General features: G+C 59.9%; 16 protein-coding genes. 6 read left to right on the top strand and 10 right to left on the bottom strand.

Annotated features, from left to right (window positions below):
- Complete coding sequence (locus GVI59_RS12670) at window positions 1-1,386, bottom strand: glycosyltransferase family 4 protein (RefSeq protein WP_173574577.1); 1,386 nt, start codon at window positions 1,384-1,386, stop codon at window positions 1-3.
- Window positions 1,386-2,861: a glycosyltransferase family 4 protein gene (locus GVI59_RS12665; protein ID WP_173574576.1), complete on the bottom strand. Its 1,476-nt coding sequence runs from the start codon at window positions 2,859-2,861 to the stop codon at window positions 1,386-1,388. Before GVI59_RS12665 ends, GVI59_RS12670 begins: the two co-directional genes overlap by 1 nt.
- A 128-nt stretch (window positions 2,862-2,989) precedes the next feature.
- Here GVI59_RS12665 and GVI59_RS12660 point away from each other — a divergent pair, with 128 nt between their 5' ends.
- From GVI59_RS12660 to GVI59_RS12650, 3 genes are all read left to right on the top strand, one after another.
- Entirely contained in the window at window positions 2,990-5,011 is a 2,022-nt protein-coding gene (locus GVI59_RS12660; protein WP_338422099.1) for a glycosyltransferase family 2 protein, read from the top strand.
- Between the two features lie 105 nt (window positions 5,012-5,116).
- The gene (locus GVI59_RS12655) at window positions 5,117-5,752 is read left to right on the top strand and encodes a D-sedoheptulose 7-phosphate isomerase (RefSeq protein WP_173574574.1); all 636 of its coding nucleotides are present in this window, start codon (window positions 5,117-5,119) and stop codon (window positions 5,750-5,752) included.
- Between the two features lie 13 nt (window positions 5,753-5,765).
- Window positions 5,766-6,032 carry a hypothetical protein gene (locus GVI59_RS12650; protein WP_173574573.1) on the top strand — a complete coding sequence of 89 codons (267 nt, stop codon included), beginning with the start codon at window positions 5,766-5,768 and terminating at the stop codon, window positions 6,030-6,032.
- A 125-nt stretch (window positions 6,033-6,157) separates the two neighbouring features.
- Here GVI59_RS12650 and GVI59_RS12645 read toward each other — a convergent pair whose 3' ends face one another.
- Window positions 6,158-6,448: a putative quinol monooxygenase gene (locus GVI59_RS12645; RefSeq protein ID WP_173574572.1), complete on the bottom strand. Its 291-nt coding sequence runs from the start codon at window positions 6,446-6,448 to the stop codon at window positions 6,158-6,160.
- 243 nt (window positions 6,449-6,691) lie between these two features.
- On the opposite strand from GVI59_RS12645, the gene GVI59_RS12640 reads away from it, so the two are divergent.
- Complete coding sequence (locus GVI59_RS12640) at window positions 6,692-8,527, top strand: cation:proton antiporter (RefSeq protein WP_173574571.1); 1,836 nt, start codon at window positions 6,692-6,694, stop codon at window positions 8,525-8,527.
- On the opposite strand, the gene GVI59_RS12635 is transcribed toward GVI59_RS12640, so the two are convergent.
- A complete protein-coding gene (locus GVI59_RS12635) occupies window positions 8,505-9,041 on the bottom strand; it encodes a L,D-transpeptidase family protein (RefSeq protein ID WP_173574570.1) in 537 nt (178 codons plus the stop codon). The two genes, GVI59_RS12640 and GVI59_RS12635, sit on opposite strands and share 23 nt — an antisense overlap.
- Window positions 9,042-9,320: 279 nt before the next feature.
- On the opposite strand from GVI59_RS12635, the gene GVI59_RS12630 reads away from it, so the two are divergent.
- Window positions 9,321-10,037, top strand: coding sequence for a response regulator transcription factor (locus tag GVI59_RS12630; protein ID WP_173574569.1), 717 nt, complete (start codon window positions 9,321-9,323; stop codon window positions 10,035-10,037).
- A 206-nt stretch (window positions 10,038-10,243) separates the two neighbouring features.
- Here GVI59_RS12630 and GVI59_RS12625 read toward each other — a convergent pair whose 3' ends face one another.
- From GVI59_RS12625 to GVI59_RS12600, 6 genes are all read right to left on the bottom strand, one after another.
- Complete coding sequence (locus GVI59_RS12625) at window positions 10,244-10,711, bottom strand: molybdenum cofactor biosynthesis protein MoaE (protein ID WP_173574568.1); 468 nt, start codon at window positions 10,709-10,711, stop codon at window positions 10,244-10,246.
- A gap of 5 nt (window positions 10,712-10,716) precedes the next feature.
- Window positions 10,717-10,980 carry a MoaD/ThiS family protein gene (locus tag GVI59_RS12620; RefSeq protein ID WP_173574567.1) on the bottom strand — a complete coding sequence of 88 codons (264 nt, stop codon included), beginning with the start codon at window positions 10,978-10,980 and terminating at the stop codon, window positions 10,717-10,719.
- 136 nt (window positions 10,981-11,116) lie between these two features.
- Window positions 11,117-11,758 (bottom strand): hypothetical protein, encoded by a 642-nt coding sequence (locus GVI59_RS12615; protein WP_173574566.1) that lies wholly within the window; start codon window positions 11,756-11,758, stop codon window positions 11,117-11,119.
- Between the two features lie 145 nt (window positions 11,759-11,903).
- A complete protein-coding gene (pgsA, locus tag GVI59_RS12610) occupies window positions 11,904-12,500 on the bottom strand; it encodes a CDP-diacylglycerol--glycerol-3-phosphate 3-phosphatidyltransferase (protein ID WP_173574565.1) in 597 nt (198 codons plus the stop codon).
- A gap of 188 nt (window positions 12,501-12,688) precedes the next feature.
- The gene (uvrC, locus tag GVI59_RS12605) at window positions 12,689-14,593 is read right to left on the bottom strand and encodes an excinuclease ABC subunit UvrC (RefSeq protein WP_173574564.1); all 1,905 of its coding nucleotides are present in this window, start codon (window positions 14,591-14,593) and stop codon (window positions 12,689-12,691) included.
- Between the two features lie 294 nt (window positions 14,594-14,887).
- Window positions 14,888-15,961 (bottom strand): dipeptidase, encoded by a 1,074-nt coding sequence (locus GVI59_RS12600; protein ID WP_173574563.1) that lies wholly within the window; start codon window positions 15,959-15,961, stop codon window positions 14,888-14,890.
- 149 nt (window positions 15,962-16,110) lie between these two features.
- On the opposite strand from GVI59_RS12600, the gene GVI59_RS12595 reads away from it, so the two are divergent.
- Window positions 16,111-16,905 carry an exodeoxyribonuclease III gene (locus tag GVI59_RS12595; RefSeq protein ID WP_173574562.1) on the top strand — a complete coding sequence of 265 codons (795 nt, stop codon included), beginning with the start codon at window positions 16,111-16,113 and terminating at the stop codon, window positions 16,903-16,905.
- Window positions 16,906-16,917 lie beyond the last annotated feature (12 nt).

Here is a 16,917-nt window from a genome sequence, read left to right as displayed (position 1 = left end):
TCAGGACTGGCCGCAGGCAGCGGTCCGCTCCAGAATCCGCTGCGCGCAGTCCCGCCATTGCGGAGGGTTGTACGCCCTGCGAATGCGGTTGCTCCACTCAGACAGCGCCTGCGGATCATCCAGTGTTTCTGAAATTGCTTTGAAAACATCTTCTGCATTGTCCGGGTCGAAGTAGCGCGCCAGCGACTCTCCGGCTTCCGGTATGGCGGTCGTGCCGGACGCCAGACAGGGTTTGCCGGCCGCCAGACTTTCCGAAACGGGAAGACCCCACCCCTCGGCGAGTGAGGGGAACACGGTGAACAGGCAGTCCTCATAGAGAAATGCCAGTTCCCTGTCGGTAGGGCTGGGGATGTGGCGTATTTTCCCGTCCAGCCACTTCATGCCTGCAAGTTGCTGCATCAGATCATGCACCAGCCAGCCGGCACGCCCTGCGAAAACCAGCGTCGGCACATGGGCAGCGCCCCGTTCTTCCACAAGACGACGCCATACCCGCACCATCTGGATGTGATTCTTCCGCGCCTCAAGTGTGGAGACGAACAGAACATAACTGTTGGGCGCAGGAAGATGGGAAGGACGGCCTGATCCGGGCGTATGGCGGTGAAAGGCTGCGCCCACGCCGATGGGCACCGGTTCCGATGGCAGAGAGATCCTTTCCTGTCGGGCGTATTTCTGAACATCGCATGCCGTAGCGGCGCTGGTTGTGAAAACATGGTCCGCCAGCGGCAGCACGGTCCTGTGCCAGCTTGTGAAGCTTGCGATCACACCGCGATCACACCATTCAGGATTGAAAATCGGGATCATGTCATGGATCAACAGCCCGAATGTTACCCTTCGGCTATCGCGCAACCAACGCACGGTCTGGGAATAGTCCGCAAAATCCCAAGGGGAGCCGGGAACCAAAAAGAAATCGCCGGGACGGGCAAGCTCGGACAGCAGGCGGCCGGAGTCAGTGTGCAGGAGAGCGGCGTGATGCTGTCCTGATCTATGACGAACAGCTCTCCTGACCCGACTGGCCAGATTGTCCGCAAGCCGGTTCAGGTGTCGGAAAGTGGAAATCTGCATGGCGGCTGATTCTCTGATGAGAGCGAGCCGTCCCTGAGGAGGGATGGATAGTCCTGCATCATCAGATGATGAAACTGCGGTCTGCACAGTTCCGTGTGCAATGACCTTTTCCGCCGCCTTTGCGAAAAGGCTTTCCATGTCCTGCCAGCTGACTGTTTCAAAATCACACGGGCCTGCAAAGCGCCTTACGAACCGTACGCGTTCCAGGGCGCATTCCACAAGAGCCCGGCCGAGTTCGGATACAACGCGCTGGATGCCGCTCGGTCTGTTGTGTTGACCAAGGTAATCGAGCAGATCGGTCACATCGACCCATAGCATGGACATTACGGTCGGGCCTCCTCGTGGGACGTTGCAAGGCAGGTGTCCAGCAGCATGTCGGCGGACTGTTCCCATGAGGTGGGCATGAAGCCTGTTCTGATCTCGTTTTTCCACAAAGAGAGTTGTTCGCGGTCAGCGAGAAGTTCGCGAATTTTTTCTACTGCGTCCGTGACGTTTTCAGGGTCACAGTAACGGGCGAACTGTCCCCCGGCTTCCGGCACTGATGTGGCGTGCGATGCAAGGCAGGGAACACCCATCATCAGGCTTTCCGACACCGGCAGGCCCCATCCTTCAAACAGGGATGGGAAGATGGTAAAAAGACTGCCCTGATAGAGATATTTCAGTTCTTCGTCCGTTGGATCTGAAATGAGTCTGATCTTGCCGTTCAGCCAGTCGCTATTATCGAGTTGCTGCGTCAGGTCACGCACCAGCCAGCCGACACGTCCGGCAAAAACCAGTGTCGGAATGTCGGCCTCTTTTCCCTCGTTGAGAAGACGACGCCAGACGCGCAGCAGGAATGCGTGATTCTTGCGCACTTCCAGTGTGGAAACGAACAGAACATAGGAGCCTGCGGCGGGCAGTCCGACTGGAAGTGTCCCTGATCCTGTCAGCATACTGCTGAAGCCTGAGCCCATGGGCATCACCTGAACAGGAGGAGACAGTTCCAGCCCGTGTTCGGTTGCATACTGTTCTACATCTCGCGCGGTCGCTCTGCTGACTGCCAGAAGCCGGGAACAGTGTGGAAGACTGGTCTTCAGCCAGTGCTGAAAATTCCTGACAAGAGAAGGATCACACCATTCCGGACGACGAGACGGTATCAGGTCGTGGACGAGCAGCACGGGTCGCATGTCATACTGTTCGCGCGCATGGCGAAGGCGTTCACTGAAAAGCGGATCGCACCATGCCGCGCCGAGAATCAGAAAGATGTCTTTTTGTTCTGATGATATTGTATTCTTGGAAAATATCGTTGTTTTATAAGAGAAGACTTCGGAAGAAGATTCCGTTTTGGAAGCGGCCTGCCTGTCATGTGGCGGTCGGAAGCATTGCCGGAGCAGGTGGGCTGCCCGGATTTGCGCAATGCCGGACGCCAGAAGAGGTTTTCCTATATCGTCCGGCATGGACTGAAATTTTGAAATCAGGGTTCTGCGCAGGTTTTCACCAAAGCGAGGCTGACGAAGAAGAGACTGTCCGGTGCGACGGGTATTGCTGCGTCTTTCACTTGTCTGTTCCATGCCGGTGAGTGTGCTGAACAGAGCGGTGATGTCGGACCATGAGACTTCTGCAAAAGGTTCACCGCTCCGACCCCTGCGTACGAACAGAATACGTGGCTGCTGAGGATGCACGGCCGCACGCTCCTCCAGAACGCCCAGAATTTCGTAGACGACACGCTGGATTCCACTTGGTCTGGGATTGGCCATCGCATACTGGAAAAGATCGTCAACATCGACGCGGATCGTGCATTGAGAAGAAGATCGTATCATAAGGCTCAGGCCTGTTACGTGACGGCGTGCAGGCATCCACCATTACCGGAGGGTCTCCGTCAACCTGATAGCGGATCGAAATATATTTGATACAAAAACGATATTTTGAGACTCTTCCGGGGCGTGCCGTGTCGCTTTCCGCACGACAGATCCATGAGGCGGCCCTCGCCATGGGCGCGATGTTTCGTGTCGGATTGAAACGTCTGCCCGATCAGGGCGAGATCATGCGACTTATGCGCCGCACGGTGGATCGTAGAACCGGGGAAGTGACGCAGGCTTCGTTGCGCTGTCTGGCACGGATTGTCGTGCAATCAGACGAGTTTCGTCGGATGTATGAACACAGGACGGGCATTTCCGTTTCCTCCGATGCGGATCTGAAGCAGCGCCTCTGTGAGGATCTGGTCGTGGCGGCACAGCTTCCTGAAAACCGCGCCGGGATCATGCCGTTTCGGTTGTGTTATCCGGAAAGCGCTTCTCCTGATGATGACCGCGCCTATGCGCTGTGGTTCCTTTCAGCCTTGCAGACTGAGACAGGGGGTAGCCTAAAAAAATCGTGTCGAAGCCGTGTCTCTTTCGATGTCCATATGACTGTCGGAAGCGATGACATTGAAGCCGCCCGGCTCACCCTGAACTCGTTCTTCAGGCAGGAAGACGTGAACTGGACGCTGCATGTGGCCGCCTCTGCCGAGGTATTCGGGCGCCTGAATACCGATCCGGACCAGCGGCGCATCCGACGCACGACAAAGCGGCTCGAAGGGCAGGCGACCTATGTCGCTTTCATTGAACCGGGAGATCGGCTGGCAGACGGCGCTCTTGCCCGTATCGTCACAGCGCTGGAAGCCCGGCCTGAAACCATCCTGCTTTTCACGGATGAAGACAGGATTGATCGGACAGGCGATCACGTCGGAGCCTGCCTGAAGCCGGGCTGGAGCGAGGATCAACTGCTGGCAAGTGATACGCTTGGGCAGCTCTGTATCTTTTCAAGGCGTCGCGTGCAGGACGTTGCCGAGGAACTCGATGGCGTTGAGGAATCACGTGAGCTGCCACCGACCTCGGCCTGCTGGCTGTATGCGCTGAAACTCGCCGTCGTGGAGGGCAGGAAACCGGGACAGATTGTTCATTTGCCGAGTGTGCTCTTCCATCGTTTCAGAAACGATGCCGATGATGTCTTTCTCCAATCGCACTTCCGCCGGTTGGCGGAAAAGCATCTTGCGCGTCATCGACCGGATGTCGTTCTGACAGAAGCGGCTCTGGTGCCGGGAAAAACAGAAAGTCTCCGGGTTCGTTATCCGCTGCCATCCACTGTTCCGCTTGTGTCGATCATTATTCCCACAAAAGACAGGCCGGATTTTCTGCAAACCTGCCTGCGGGGGCTTCTTGAAGAAACGGATTATCCACGTTTGGAAATCATCGTGGTGGATAACGGTAGTGTCCGTTCTGACATGCTGGCGCTGCTTGAGGACCTGTCCCGCCATCCGATCGTGAGCATTCTCCGACAGGAAGGCACATTCAACTGGGCGCGGCTGAACAATCAGGCTGCGGCGCTTGGTCGCGGAGATGTGCTGCTTCTGCTCAATGATGACGTGCGAATTCTGCATCCGGGCTGGCTGGATGAGATGGTGCGGCAAAGTCTGCGTCCGGGAGTAGGTATTGTGGGCGCACGGCTGCTCTATCCGGACGGCACACTTCAACACGCCGGGGTGATGCTGTCGCGGGATGGTGCGACGCATCTCCAGCGCGGGGCGAAAGCCGGGGATATCGGGTATCTGAACGCGCTGATCTGTCAGCGGGATCTGAGCGCCGTCACTGGTGCGTGTCTGATGATCCGTAGGGAAGTCTTCGATCAGGTCGGCGGCATCGACGAATCGTTCGCGGTATCCTGCAATGATATTGATCTCTGCCTGCGTGCCGGTGCAGCGGGATGGCGGGTCGTATGGACGCCGCATGCGACCCTCACGCATGTAGATGGGGGAACACGCGGGCGGGATGTGAGCCCGGCACAGATTCTGAAACACTGGCAGGAGACGGCGCGGCTGGTCGGGCGTTGGAAAGAGTGGATGGAGCGTGATTTTCCGCTCAATCCTTCTTTGCAGGTTACGGATGATGCGCTGCTTCTGCGTTTTCCATGTCGATCCGAAGATATGACGTGAAGGAAGGCTTCCGGGGCTGCCCTGTCATGAGAGAGGCGGCTATAGAAACGGTTTAGACATGTCCTTGGCGTAGTCTCACGCTATTGTCAGCAAGGATAACAGGTGATGCTTGAGAGGGTAGCCATGGACGATGCAGCGCAAACAGTCGGGGCCGACAAGGGGTTCATGACCGACTATCTGCGTCAGTCCGCCGACGCGATGGCGGCGTTTGCGCAGGATGAGGTCTCTCAGGCGATCATGCTGGACATGGGTGCACGGATTGTGACTGCGCTGGAAAACGGCGGACGGCTGCTGATTGCGGGCAATGGCGGCAGCGCTGCCGATGCGCAGCATATCGCCGGCGAGTTTACGGCGCGGCTGATGTATGACCGCCGCCCCCTGAGCGCGGTCGCGCTGACCACTGACACGTCCGGCATCACCGCCATCGGCAATGATTACGGGTTCGCCGATATCTTCTCCCGTCAGGTCATGGCGCTGGGGCGGGAAGGGGATGTCTTCCTCGGTATCACCACCTCAGGGCGTTCACCCAACATCCTGCGGGCTTTCGAGGCTGCGCGTGAAATCGGTCTGGTGACGGCGGCTTTCACAGGACATGCCGGTGTGTTGGGCGCACATTGCGATGTGACGCTTGCGGTTCCGGCCAACTGGACGCCGGTGATCCAGCAGCTTCACATCACTGCCGCGCATATCGTCTGCGGGCTGGTCGAACGCGCTCTGTGTCCACGTCCGGTTGGTGTGTGAGCAGAAAACGGTTGTGACGGACGAAAGCAGGCAGCCGCCGGGAGAGGACGTCGCCGTTCCCCCCGTTGATCCGGTGGAGGAGCAGGCGTTTCTGGAGCGGTGTCTGCTGGAGCTTCTGGAGAAAAGGCAGGCTGACGACCGGCACATTCGGGCGCTGCAAAGCCGTGTGACCACTCTGGAAAAGCAGCTTGCAGAGGCGCGTTTCGGCCGGATCGGGCCGGTCGCGCTACAGACTGCGAGAAAACTGCTCAGACGACTGAGGCAGCGCAGGCGACTTTAAGAGTCGCTGACTGGCTCAGACGTCCGAAGCAGTTTCGGGTGAAGCTTTTTTTCAAAAAGCCTCCGGAAATTGATTCCCGTGAAACACGAAGCGCCTCGCTTGCAGGGCGTCTCCGCGTGGGTGTTTCAGACTGGCTGGAGAATGTGGATCTCGATGGGGGTTGCGAGAAGCGGTTCCAGTATGGCGGCCATATTCTTGAAATGAGGCGTTTCCAGATGGTCCTGAAGCGCCTGACGGCTTTCCCAGCGTTCGATGAAGACGAGTGTTTCGGGCGCATCGAGATCACGGAACGGCGTATAGGCATGATTGGTCGCCTCTGCGCGTGACGGCACGACACAGGCCTTCATGGCTGCGGCCGCTTCGTCTCCCTTTCCTGGTTTCACCTTCACAATGGCGACAACTTCAATCTGAGACATCTGCGTGACTCCCTGATGCGTGGACGAGCGGTGTGGCGTACGGACACGGGCCAGCACCGGCGATAGGCGCGCAGTGTGGACGGGATCGGTGTTTCCGCCAAGAGCAGCGCCTCTATGGGGAGTTGTCGTCAGTCGTGTATAAGCTGATCAGATATCAGCATTGAACGCGGCACAGAGCTTCTGCCCCGCGTGGTTTCACAGCATGGGAGAGAAAATGGCGGACATGCGTACGAGGGTCGCAGCATGACACAGGATGCAGCCTTTCTTGTCTTCCTTGTTTTCTGCGGCGGCATGGCTGCGCAGTGGATTGCCTGGCGTTTTCGTCTTCCCGCCATTGTCCTGCTCTTTGTGCTGGGGCTGGTTCTGGGGCCGGGGCTGGATATCCTTCATCCCTCCACACTGATCGGCCCTCTGTTCCATCCCATCGTCTCGCTAGCCGTGGCGCTGATCGTGTTCGAAGGCGGTCTTGCGCTGGACTTCCGACAACTCAGCGTGGCTGGCGAAGGTGTGATCCGCCTCACTCTGGTCGCTCTCCCCATCAACTGGATTCTGGGGTCCGCCGCCGCGCATTATGTCGGTGGGCTGGCGTGGGGACCTGCCTGCCTGTTCGGTTCCATTGTCGTGGTGACCGGTCCGACGGTCGTGCTGCCATTGCTGCGGCAGGCGAAACTGAAGCCACGTATCGCCGCCTTTCTGCGCTGGGAAGCCATTGTCAACGATCCGGTCGGGGCGATCCTCGCGACGCTCGTGCTGGAAATTCTGCTGATGAAGCCGAATGAAGGCACATCAATCTATTTCACCGAGATGATGCCGCATCTCCTGATCAGCATGATCGTGGCAATCGGTCTCGGCATCGGCGGAGGCTGGAGCGTCAAGCAGCTCTTTGTCCGGGATCTGATGCCCGAGACGCTCAAGATGCCGCTGCTCCTCACTCTGGCGCTGGCAGTCTACGGGTTAGGCACCCTGTTCATGGACGGGGCCGGTCTCATGGCTGCGACCGTGTTCGGCATGGCGCTGGCCAACATGCGTGTGCCGGGGCTGGGTGAACTGCAGCGGATGAAGGAGAGCATGGTCGTTCTGATCGTCTCGCTCCTGTTCATCCTGCTGACCGCCGACCTCCATCGCGTCGTTCTGGCCCGTCTGTCCTGGTCCATATTCGCTCTGACATTGGCGATGATCTTCGTTATCAGGCCGTTGGGGATTTATCTGGCGACATTGAGGAGCGGCCTGAGCTGGAGCGAACGTATCTTTGTGGGATGGATCGCGCCGCGCGGTATTGTCGCGGCGGCCGTAGCCGGTGTGTCCGGGATTCGACTGAGTGAGGCCGGTTTCGCCAGTTCCGAATTCGTCATGCCTGCCGTGTTCGCGCTCATTGCGGCGACCATGCTGCTCCATGGGTTTTCGCTGACACCTCTGGCGCGGAAACTGAAGCTGACTCTCTCCAATGTGCCCGCACTGGCGATTGTCGGGGCCAATCCCTGGACACGCAACATGGCGGAGGTCGTGGTCAGGGCCGGGACGCCGGTGACCATGGTCGATACGGCGGCGCGGGGGCTGGTGCCCGCAAAACGGGCGGGTATTCCGGTGCTGCACGCCGAGATGCTGTCCGATGCCGGCGCCGAGAGTCTGGAGGAACTGCCTGCGGACTATCTGATCGCCGCCACCCCGGACGCGATCTATAACGGCATGGTCTGCGCGCACCTTGCGCCGCATTTCGGACGGGCGCGTGTCTATCAGGTCAGTCCGGGCCTCAAGAAGCTGGATGAGTATCGCGGTCTGAGCCGGGATGCGCGCGGCAAACTGCTGGGTGAGCCTGCGTGGAACTTCACGCTTCTGGATACACTCTATCAGGATGGCTGGCGTTTCGTGGCGTTACCCGTCACGCCGGAAACCGAAGTGCAACTTTCACGACGAGTTGAAGACCGTCTCGATTTTCTCACGCTTCGACCGGGCGGCGGGGTCATGATCCACTCTGCGGAAGAAGGGCGGGACGCGCCGCCCGCTGTCGAAGAAGTGATCATTTCCATGGTGCCGCCCAGACCCAACGCCCCACCGGTTACGACGTCGCCTCAACCGTGATCGAGGCGAGCCCCATGGCGAGGACTTCCCGCAGATCGGCTTCGGTCAGGGCGATGCAGCCTTCCGTTGGGGCTCTGTCCGGCGACTGGAGATGCAGGAAAATCGCTGAGCCGCGACCTGCGACCGGCGGATTGTCGTTGTAACCCAGCACGCCGACGATGTCGTAGAGATGGTCCTCACGCCACAATTCTTCGTGACGGGCTGGGTGTGGCAGCGTGATCTGCCGGTTGTAGTCGGCATGTGATGGATCGTCGCACCAGCCATCCTGCCGGGTGATCGGCTCAAGCAAAAGGCGCGAGCCGTCGGCATGGACCGGCCCCGGTATCGGGCGGCTGACCCGATCTGCGCGGTAAAACAGCTTCCGCAGTGGGAAGGTGCCCACCGGGGTGGCGTGATCCCCTTCTTCCTTATGGTGCGTGATGCCGGCAGCGCCGATCACAGCCGGGAAAACCCGGTTTGCGCAATGCAGTCGTGCAGTGCAGCCGCTTTCAGGAATGAGTGTCGCATGTATCATGATCACGGTTCCGGTTGCAGGTGAGGTTTCGGGGGGCTGACGGGTCTGCTGACAGCCCTGTGTCGCTGTGATGCTGCAAGAGCGTCATGGAGAGCCGGTTTTTGTATCGGAATGATGGCAGAGTGGAATTGGCGTTATCCTCCGTTTCATGCCAGTCTGTCACGACGCCGTGAAGCAGAGGTTCGGCACTCGCCCGCCGAAAAGGGTGAAGTGAGTCGGTTGCCTCTTGCCGTAGTGGTAAAGGGCGCTTACTGAGCCCGCAAAAAGAAGAGGTAGTGAATGTCGGGCGCACGTCCAATCCTGATCGTTGATGATGACCAGACGCTGCGACAGATGCTGGTTGAGCAGCTGCAGGTCGAGGGTGAGTTTCAGGCCGTGGAGGCCGATTCCGTTGCCGCCGCATGGGAGGCGCTGAAGGCTCCGGATGCGCGTTTCGACGCCATCATTCTCGATGTGACGCTTCCGGACGGAGACGGCCGCGACTTCTGCGTGGAACTGCGACGGGCAGGGCTGCGCATGCCGATCGTCATGCTGACAGGCTCGGATGACGAGGCTGACATCGTGCGCGGTCTGGACGCCGGTGCGAACGATTATGTCGCCAAGCCCTTCCGCATCGCTGAACTGCTGGCCCGTCTGCGCGCCCAGCTTCGTATTTTCGAAAACAGTGAAGACGCGGTCTTTACGGTTGGTCCTTACACCTTCCGTCCGTCCGCCAAGCTGCTGGTGGAGACGACCCGCAACAAGCGCATCCGCCTGACGGAGAAAGAGGCCGCGATCCTCAAGTTTCTCTATCGAGCCGGTACGCGTCCCGTGCCACGTCAGGTGCTGCTGAATGAAGTCTGGGGCTACAACGCTGCCGTGACGACGCACACGCTTGAAACGCACATCTATCGTCTGCGTCAGAAGATCGAGCCGGATCCTTCCAATGCGACGCTGCTGATTACGGAAGGTGGTGGTTACCGCCTTGACCCGGAAGCCGGCGTTCCGGCCATTTGATGAAAAGCCGTTCTTCCTTCAGGGAAGGGCGGCTTTTTTTTATGATTGTTGTCTGTCTGGTAAACAGAAGACAGCGCGGGGTCTTCTAACAGGGCGACCGTGTTGTTTTGTGGGGTTCGGGGCTCTTCCCTGAGGCGCGTATCACCGCCTGAAAAGCGATGCCTCAAAAGCGCGGTCCTCGGCTCTTCCGGAACGTGCGGCAGGTTTCACCACCTTGCGGCGATCGCCTCATCTTCCTGTCGGCTTTCCACCCAGACTCGCCGTCCGTCGGCAAATTCTTCGGCTTTCCAGAACGGCGCACCCGTTTTCAGTCGGTCGATGAGAAAGCGTGTGGCGTCCAGAGCTGCGCCACGGTGAGCGGCGGCAGCCAGCACCAGCACGATAGGCTCTCCTACAACCAGTCGTCCCACACGATGAATGATCGTGCATCCGACCAGACTGAATCGCTGCAATGCGTCTTCAGCCAGCGTCGTCAGGCTCTGTTCGCACATGCCGGGATAATGCTCCAGCTCAAGAGCCACCAGCCCGCCACCGCCGCGCACAACTCCAAGAAAAGAGCCCAGACCACCTATATCCGGACCAAGAGTCAGCAGGCGTGCCGTTTCCGTTCCCATATCAAAGGGAGAAGGCTGCACTACAACACGGATTCTGCGGGCGTTTTCCTGCGACGACATGGCGCTTATCCACCGGTCATGGGCGGAAAAAAAGCAATCTCGTCGCCATTGTGCACAGGTGTCGAAAGGTCTCCCATGACCTTGTTGACCGCCACACGCATACGGGGAAACCGGGAAAAAACAGCCTCAAAGGTGGTGTCTGCCTGACGTCTGGCAGTCAGAAAGTCTTTCACCGTCAGAACATCCGCACTGAGCGCGACCGTTTCACTTCCCCGCCCGAACTGCTCGCGCAGACCGGCGAAATAGAGAACTGTCACACTATCACTCATGCCGAATTCCTGTTTTCGCAGTCTGACGCGTTCCGGATAATATACGGAAACTGACATTCACCAGTCAGGCGGTGTTGCCCTTATCTTATCCGATATTTCCGCCAGACCGCACCTTATTCTGACGAAACAGCACGCGTCAGTGCGTGGTGGCTGGGTCAGTCGAGAGCAGCGGCGTCACGGGAATAACAATATCCTTCTCTCCCTTGGCGGGGCCCGGAGGCGCCGCAGCGGCCTTTCCGGTGGCGTCCTTCGCACTGTGCGCAGGCGCTGCGCCACCATGAGGCAGGGAAGAGGTCTTCACGGTCTTGATCGAGCCGTCCGGATGAATCAGAGTCGTCGTGCCATCGCCATTCGGAATCTCGATAGTGGAACTGGCCGCTTTCCCACCACCAAATTTGGACGCGACATCAGGTTCTACGCTGGGCAGGGCTGCGGATGTCCCCGCACCTGAGAAAGAATCCTGGAAATCCTCGCCGATCGAGAGCTTGCCGCCATCCGGAAGGTCCCCGGCTGCTCCGCCAACCTGGGAATCGTGGTCAGACGCAACATCCGAAAGGGAAGGCAGGGGCTTCGGGGCCCCCGGCCAGATATTCCCCGCCTCAGGCAGCAAAGGGGTTTCGGTCGTGGCGTAACCACGCACCCGCCGCAGCGTCTCCGATTCCCCGTGAGGCTCGTTGGGATTGGCTCCCGGAAGTGTCGCCGTATCGGTAAGCCATTTGTCAAAGCCGGAACAACCGCTCAACACCAGTAATGACGCTACAAGAGCGGCTTTCCGCATAAGTTCTTCCTCGTCCAGATGGTCCGCGTAGTGCGGGCTTTGATACAAGCGTGACAGCCACAGGTAAATTCCAGCTTACCTGAAAGTCATGTTCTTTCACATTCTCAGGTCATGAGACTGATGAAGCGTGGCGAACAGGTCACGCTTAACCCGATGTTTTTTCGGCACCTCCGGCCTTTTCCACATGCCGCAACCCGGCCACCAGATAGTCCCATCCCGTCATCAGTGTGAGAACCGCTGCGATCCACAGCATCACGGACCCCATGAGACTGACCGGCAGCCACGGCATGTGCAGCAGAACGCCCGTGCTGTCGCCAGCCAGCAGGAACCCGATGGCGGTCATCTGGAAACCGGTCTTCCACTTCGCCAGCCGTGTGACGGGCAGGCTGATACGGGTGCCGGCGAGATATTCCCGCAAGCCGCTGACCAGAATTTCCCGGCACAGAATCACGATAGCGGGCCAGAGCGCGCCATAGGTCAGCTTGTTCAGACCCGCCAGCACCATCAGGGACGCGCCGACCAGCAGCTTGTCGGCAATCGGGTCAAGCATGCGCCCGAGATCCGACTGCATCTGACGGGAGCGGGCCAGATGGCCGTCAAAGTAGTCCGTCACCGCCGCCGCAATGAAGAGCAGACACGCCCCGGCAGCCGCCTCCGCGCGATTCATGGCCACAAGCGCGACCAGAACCGGAATGGCGACGATCCGCGACAGGGTCAGAAGATTCGGCAGATCGGTTATCATGGGGACCACGTTACTCCACTTTGCCACGAACAGGAACGGCACACAGCAGAACATCTGCCTTTTTTATCAGCAGGAAAGCTATCGCAGCGGGACACTTCCCGGGCGTTAAAAGCCCGTGAGGTTCCGAACAGCCAATAGCCGTTTCGGGTTGTCGTGCTTTCCGGGATAACCTAGCGGGCGTTCGCCTGTCAGGCCGGGGTCCAGTCCGGATGGAAGTGCCCATAAATGGCGCGGGCTGTCTCCCGGTTTACGCCCGACACCGCTTCCAGCTCGGCCAGGCCTGCCTGACTGACGCCGCGCGCCGAACCGAAATGGTTCAGCAGCGCCCGCTTGCGGGTCGGACCGATCCCCGGAATCTCGTCCAGTTCCGATTTCACGAACGCCTTCGAACGACCGGCGCGATGCGTGGTGATGGCGAACCGATGCGCCTCGTCACGCAGCCGCTGGAGGTAGTAGAGCACCGGGTCGCGCGGTTCGAGCTGGAAGGGCGGGGCGTCAAGCGTGTGGAACCACTCGCGTCCGGCATTGCGGTCTGGCCCCTTGGCGATCGACACCAGCTTCACGTCCCGGACGCCCAGTGAGTCCAGCACGCTCTGCACGGCGGAAAGCTGGCCCGCACCACCGTCGATCAGCAGCACATCCGGCCAGTCGGCCGACTTCTCGCGCCCCTGTTCCGCCGCCTCTTTCAGCGCCCGTCCGAAGCGCCGTTCCAGAACCTCGCGCATCATGCCGAAGTCATCGCCGGGGGTGATGCCGCTCCTGATGCTGTATTTCCGGTAGGACCGTCGATCGAAGCCTTCCGGGCCGCCGACGATCATCACGCCATAGGGGTTTGTCCCCATGATATGGCTGTTGTCGTAAACCTCGATCCGGTTGGGCGGTTCATTGAGACCGAACACCCTCGCCACCCCATCCAGCAGCTTGGCCTGACCAGCGCTCTCGGCCAGCTTGCGCTCAAGCGCCTCCCGGGCGTTGGTCTCGGCGTGTTCCACCACCTCGCGTCGTTCGCCACGCTGGGGCCGCAGAATCTCGACCTTGTGGCCGCGCTTGATCCCCAGCGCCTCGCTCAGCAGAGGTGTCTCCTCAAGCTCGTGATTCACGAGGATGAGCGCGGGGGGAGGCTTGTCGTCGTAGAACTGCGCCAGAAAGGCCGCCAGAATGTCGGCGTCAGTCTCGTCCTTCGTGTGGGCCGGGTAGAAGGCCCTGTTGCCGTTGTTCCGCCCGCCACGGATGAAGAACACCTGAATGCAGGCCTGCCCCGCTGTCTGCCAGACTGCGATGACATCGGCATCGCGGATGTTGGATGGATTGACGACCGTCGAGTCCTGCATGCTGGCCAGCGCCCGGATGCGATCACGCAGGATCGCCGCCCGTTCATAATCCAGCGTCTCCGCCGCCTGCTCCATTTCCTTCGCGAACTGCGCTTTCAGCGTCGCGCCTTCACCGGCGAGAAACTCCTTCGCCTGCGTGACAAGGTGGCCATAATCTTCCTGACTGATCCGGTCGACGCACGGCGCGGAACAGCGCTTGATCTGGAACAGCAGGCAGGGCCGCGTGCGTGACGAGAACACGGAGTCCGAGCAGGTCCGCAGCTGAAAAACCCGCTGCAGGATGGTGATGGTCTGATTGACCGCCCACGCCGACGCGAATGGTCCCCAGTAGCTTGCGCCTTTCTCCATCCTGCCGCGATGTTTGGCGAGCTGGGGGAAGTCGTGCTGCCCGGTCAGCATCAGCCACGGGTAGCTCTTGTCGTCGCGCAGAAGGATGTTGAAGCGCGGCTTCATGCGCTTGATGTAGTTGGCCTCAAGCAGCAGCGCTTCGGCCTCGGTATGGGTCGTGACGATCTCCATGGAAGCCGTTTCGGACACCATCCGCCGCAGGCGCTCGGGCAGGCGGGAGAGCTGCGTGTAGGACGTCACGCGCTTCTTCAGCGCCCGGGCCTTGCCGACGTAGAGCACTTCGCCTTTCGCGTTGATCATCCGGTAGACGCCGGGTGACAGCGGCATGGTCTTCAGGGCGGTCTGGATAACCTCCACGCCCGTGAGGGGGGACTCCGGCATTTCCGCAGTCGCTCCAAGGGTTTCGTCTGTCATGGAATATTCATCCACTGAACGTGTGGATAACTTTGTGGAAGAAAAGATGACAGATTGATGGACCCCCCGGTCTTCCGCCTTGAATCTTGGATTGCATATTTTTTAATCAAAGCAATTAACGTGTTGTTTTTATTGTGTTTTATCACCTGAACATTTTCCCCGAAGGGCCGAATCGGCAAAAGTGAATGGAAATACAGGGAGTCAATCCCGGAGGTGGACAAAATCGGTGATCCCATTCTGATCGCCACTTCACGCAGCGATCCCGGTTTGTTCGCAGAAGCGAATCCGTCCCTTTTACAGGCCCGCCGCGGCAGCTTCTTCACCCTTGCGGAGGAGCCGTCGGAAGTTGCCACCCCAGAACGCCTGGATCTCGCTGCGGTCGTATCCACGACGCATCAGTTCCGCTGTCAACGCGGGGGAGGCCGCTGCGTTTTCCCAGCCTTCCAGCTGGCCGCCACCGTCGAAATCCGATGAAATCCCGACATACTCGACCCCCAGCCGTTTCACGACATAGTCGAGGTGATCCATGTAGTCCGCGACCGTCGCCCGACGACCGGCCAGCTCCGCGCGGGGACGCAGAAATCCCCCGATCGCGGTGATCTGGATCAGGCCACCGCTGGCCTTCAGCGCGTCAAGCTGTACGTCGTCCAGATTACGCGGGTGATCGCACAGGGCCTTCACGCAGGCATGGGTCGCCACCACCGGCACCGAGGAGACCTCGACAGCCTGAAGCATCGTCTCCCGGCCGGTGTGAGAGACGTCGACCAGCATGCCGAGACGGTTCATCTCGGTGATGGCCTCCCGACCAAGAGCGGACAGGCCGCCGTGCATCGCCGCCGGATCAGCAAGCGCCCGGCTGGGCTGCCCGGAATCACCCAGCGCGTTGTGCCCGTTGTGGGTCAGCGTGACATAGCGTGCTCCGAGCGCCCGGAACTTCGCCAGCATGCCGATATCGTCGCCCATGCCGTAACCGTTTTCCACGCCCGGCACGACCGCCAGCGCTCCGTCACGCCACGCGGCTTCGATCTCATCCACCGTGGGGCAGACGCGGGCAGTGATGCCGTTGCGCGTGCCCTGCATCCGGTTGATCGCTTCCAGCATGGCGATTGTCTGCGTCTGCGCGGCATTGTGCCCTTCCGCGTCCAGCCTGCCCTGCGGCAGATACGCGACGAAGCACCCTGCCGAGAGATGTCCGCGCTGCATCTTGGGGAAATCGACAAAGCGATCCGGCGTATCGAGGAACGCGTCGTCACGGTCCGGCCACGGAATATCGATGTGGCTGTCGAGCGTGAGCAGCGAATTATGGAGGGCGAGCACCTCCTCGGTAATCGGGGCGGGAGCGGCCTGACGGCTGGAATCGGATATCATGGCTGAGAAATCGTGTCCGTATCGGGAGTTTGCAAGAGCGCGCCCGTCAAACGGGCCGTCCCTACTGTGCCCTGCGTGACACAGCGCTGACCAGACCCGACAGAATCCCCCTTGCCTCGGCGCGTCGTTTGGGCGATCCACCACGCCCCATGCGTATCGTGACCTGGAATATCAACTCGCTTCGCCTCCGTCTTCCGCTGCTTGCGGAGCTGGACAGGCAACTGCGTCCTGACGTGATCTGCCTTCAGGAAACCAAGGTGCCTGACGAGTTGTTCCCGGCGGAGGCGCTGACCGAACTGGGCTACGCGCATCAGGTCCGGCGCGGCATGAAAAGCTACAACGGTGTGGCGATCCTCTCCCGTCATCCTCTGGCGCCGGTTCCGGACGCGCCTGACTGGTGCGAGCGCGGCGACTGTCGCCACGCGGCGGCCAGCGTTGCCGGAGAGCACGGTCCGGTCGAAATCCACAATTTCTACGTGCCAGCGGGCGGCGACATTCCTGATGTCGAGGAAAATCCGAAATTCGCCCACAAGCTCGCCTTTGTGGATCAGGTGACCGAGTGGTTCCAGACGCATCATCGCAAGCGCACGGTGATTGTCGGTGACCTGAACATCGCCCCGCTTGAGCATGACGTTTGGAGCCACAAACAACTCCTCAAGATCGTCAGCCATACCCCGCCGGAGACGACCCGCCTCAATGCCTGGCTTGATACGGGCTTCGTCGATGCGATGCGTCACTTCGTGCCGCCGACGGAGAAGCTTTACACGTGGTGGTCCTACCGCAACCGCGACTGGAGCGCCTCCAATCGTGGACGACGGCTGGACCATATCTGGGTGACACCGGATCTGCAGGATGTGCTCCACGGCATGCAGGTCATCCGGGAGGCGCGGAACTGGACCTCGCCGTCAGACCATGTGCCGGTCATGCTGGATTTCGGAGCGTAACCTCAGCTTATT

Source organism: Acetobacter sicerae (assembly GCF_011516765.1).
Classification (GTDB): domain Bacteria; phylum Pseudomonadota; class Alphaproteobacteria; order Acetobacterales; family Acetobacteraceae; genus Acetobacter; species Acetobacter sicerae.
Note: the sequence above shows the minus strand (reverse complement) of the source record. Positions and strands in the feature narration are given on the sequence as shown.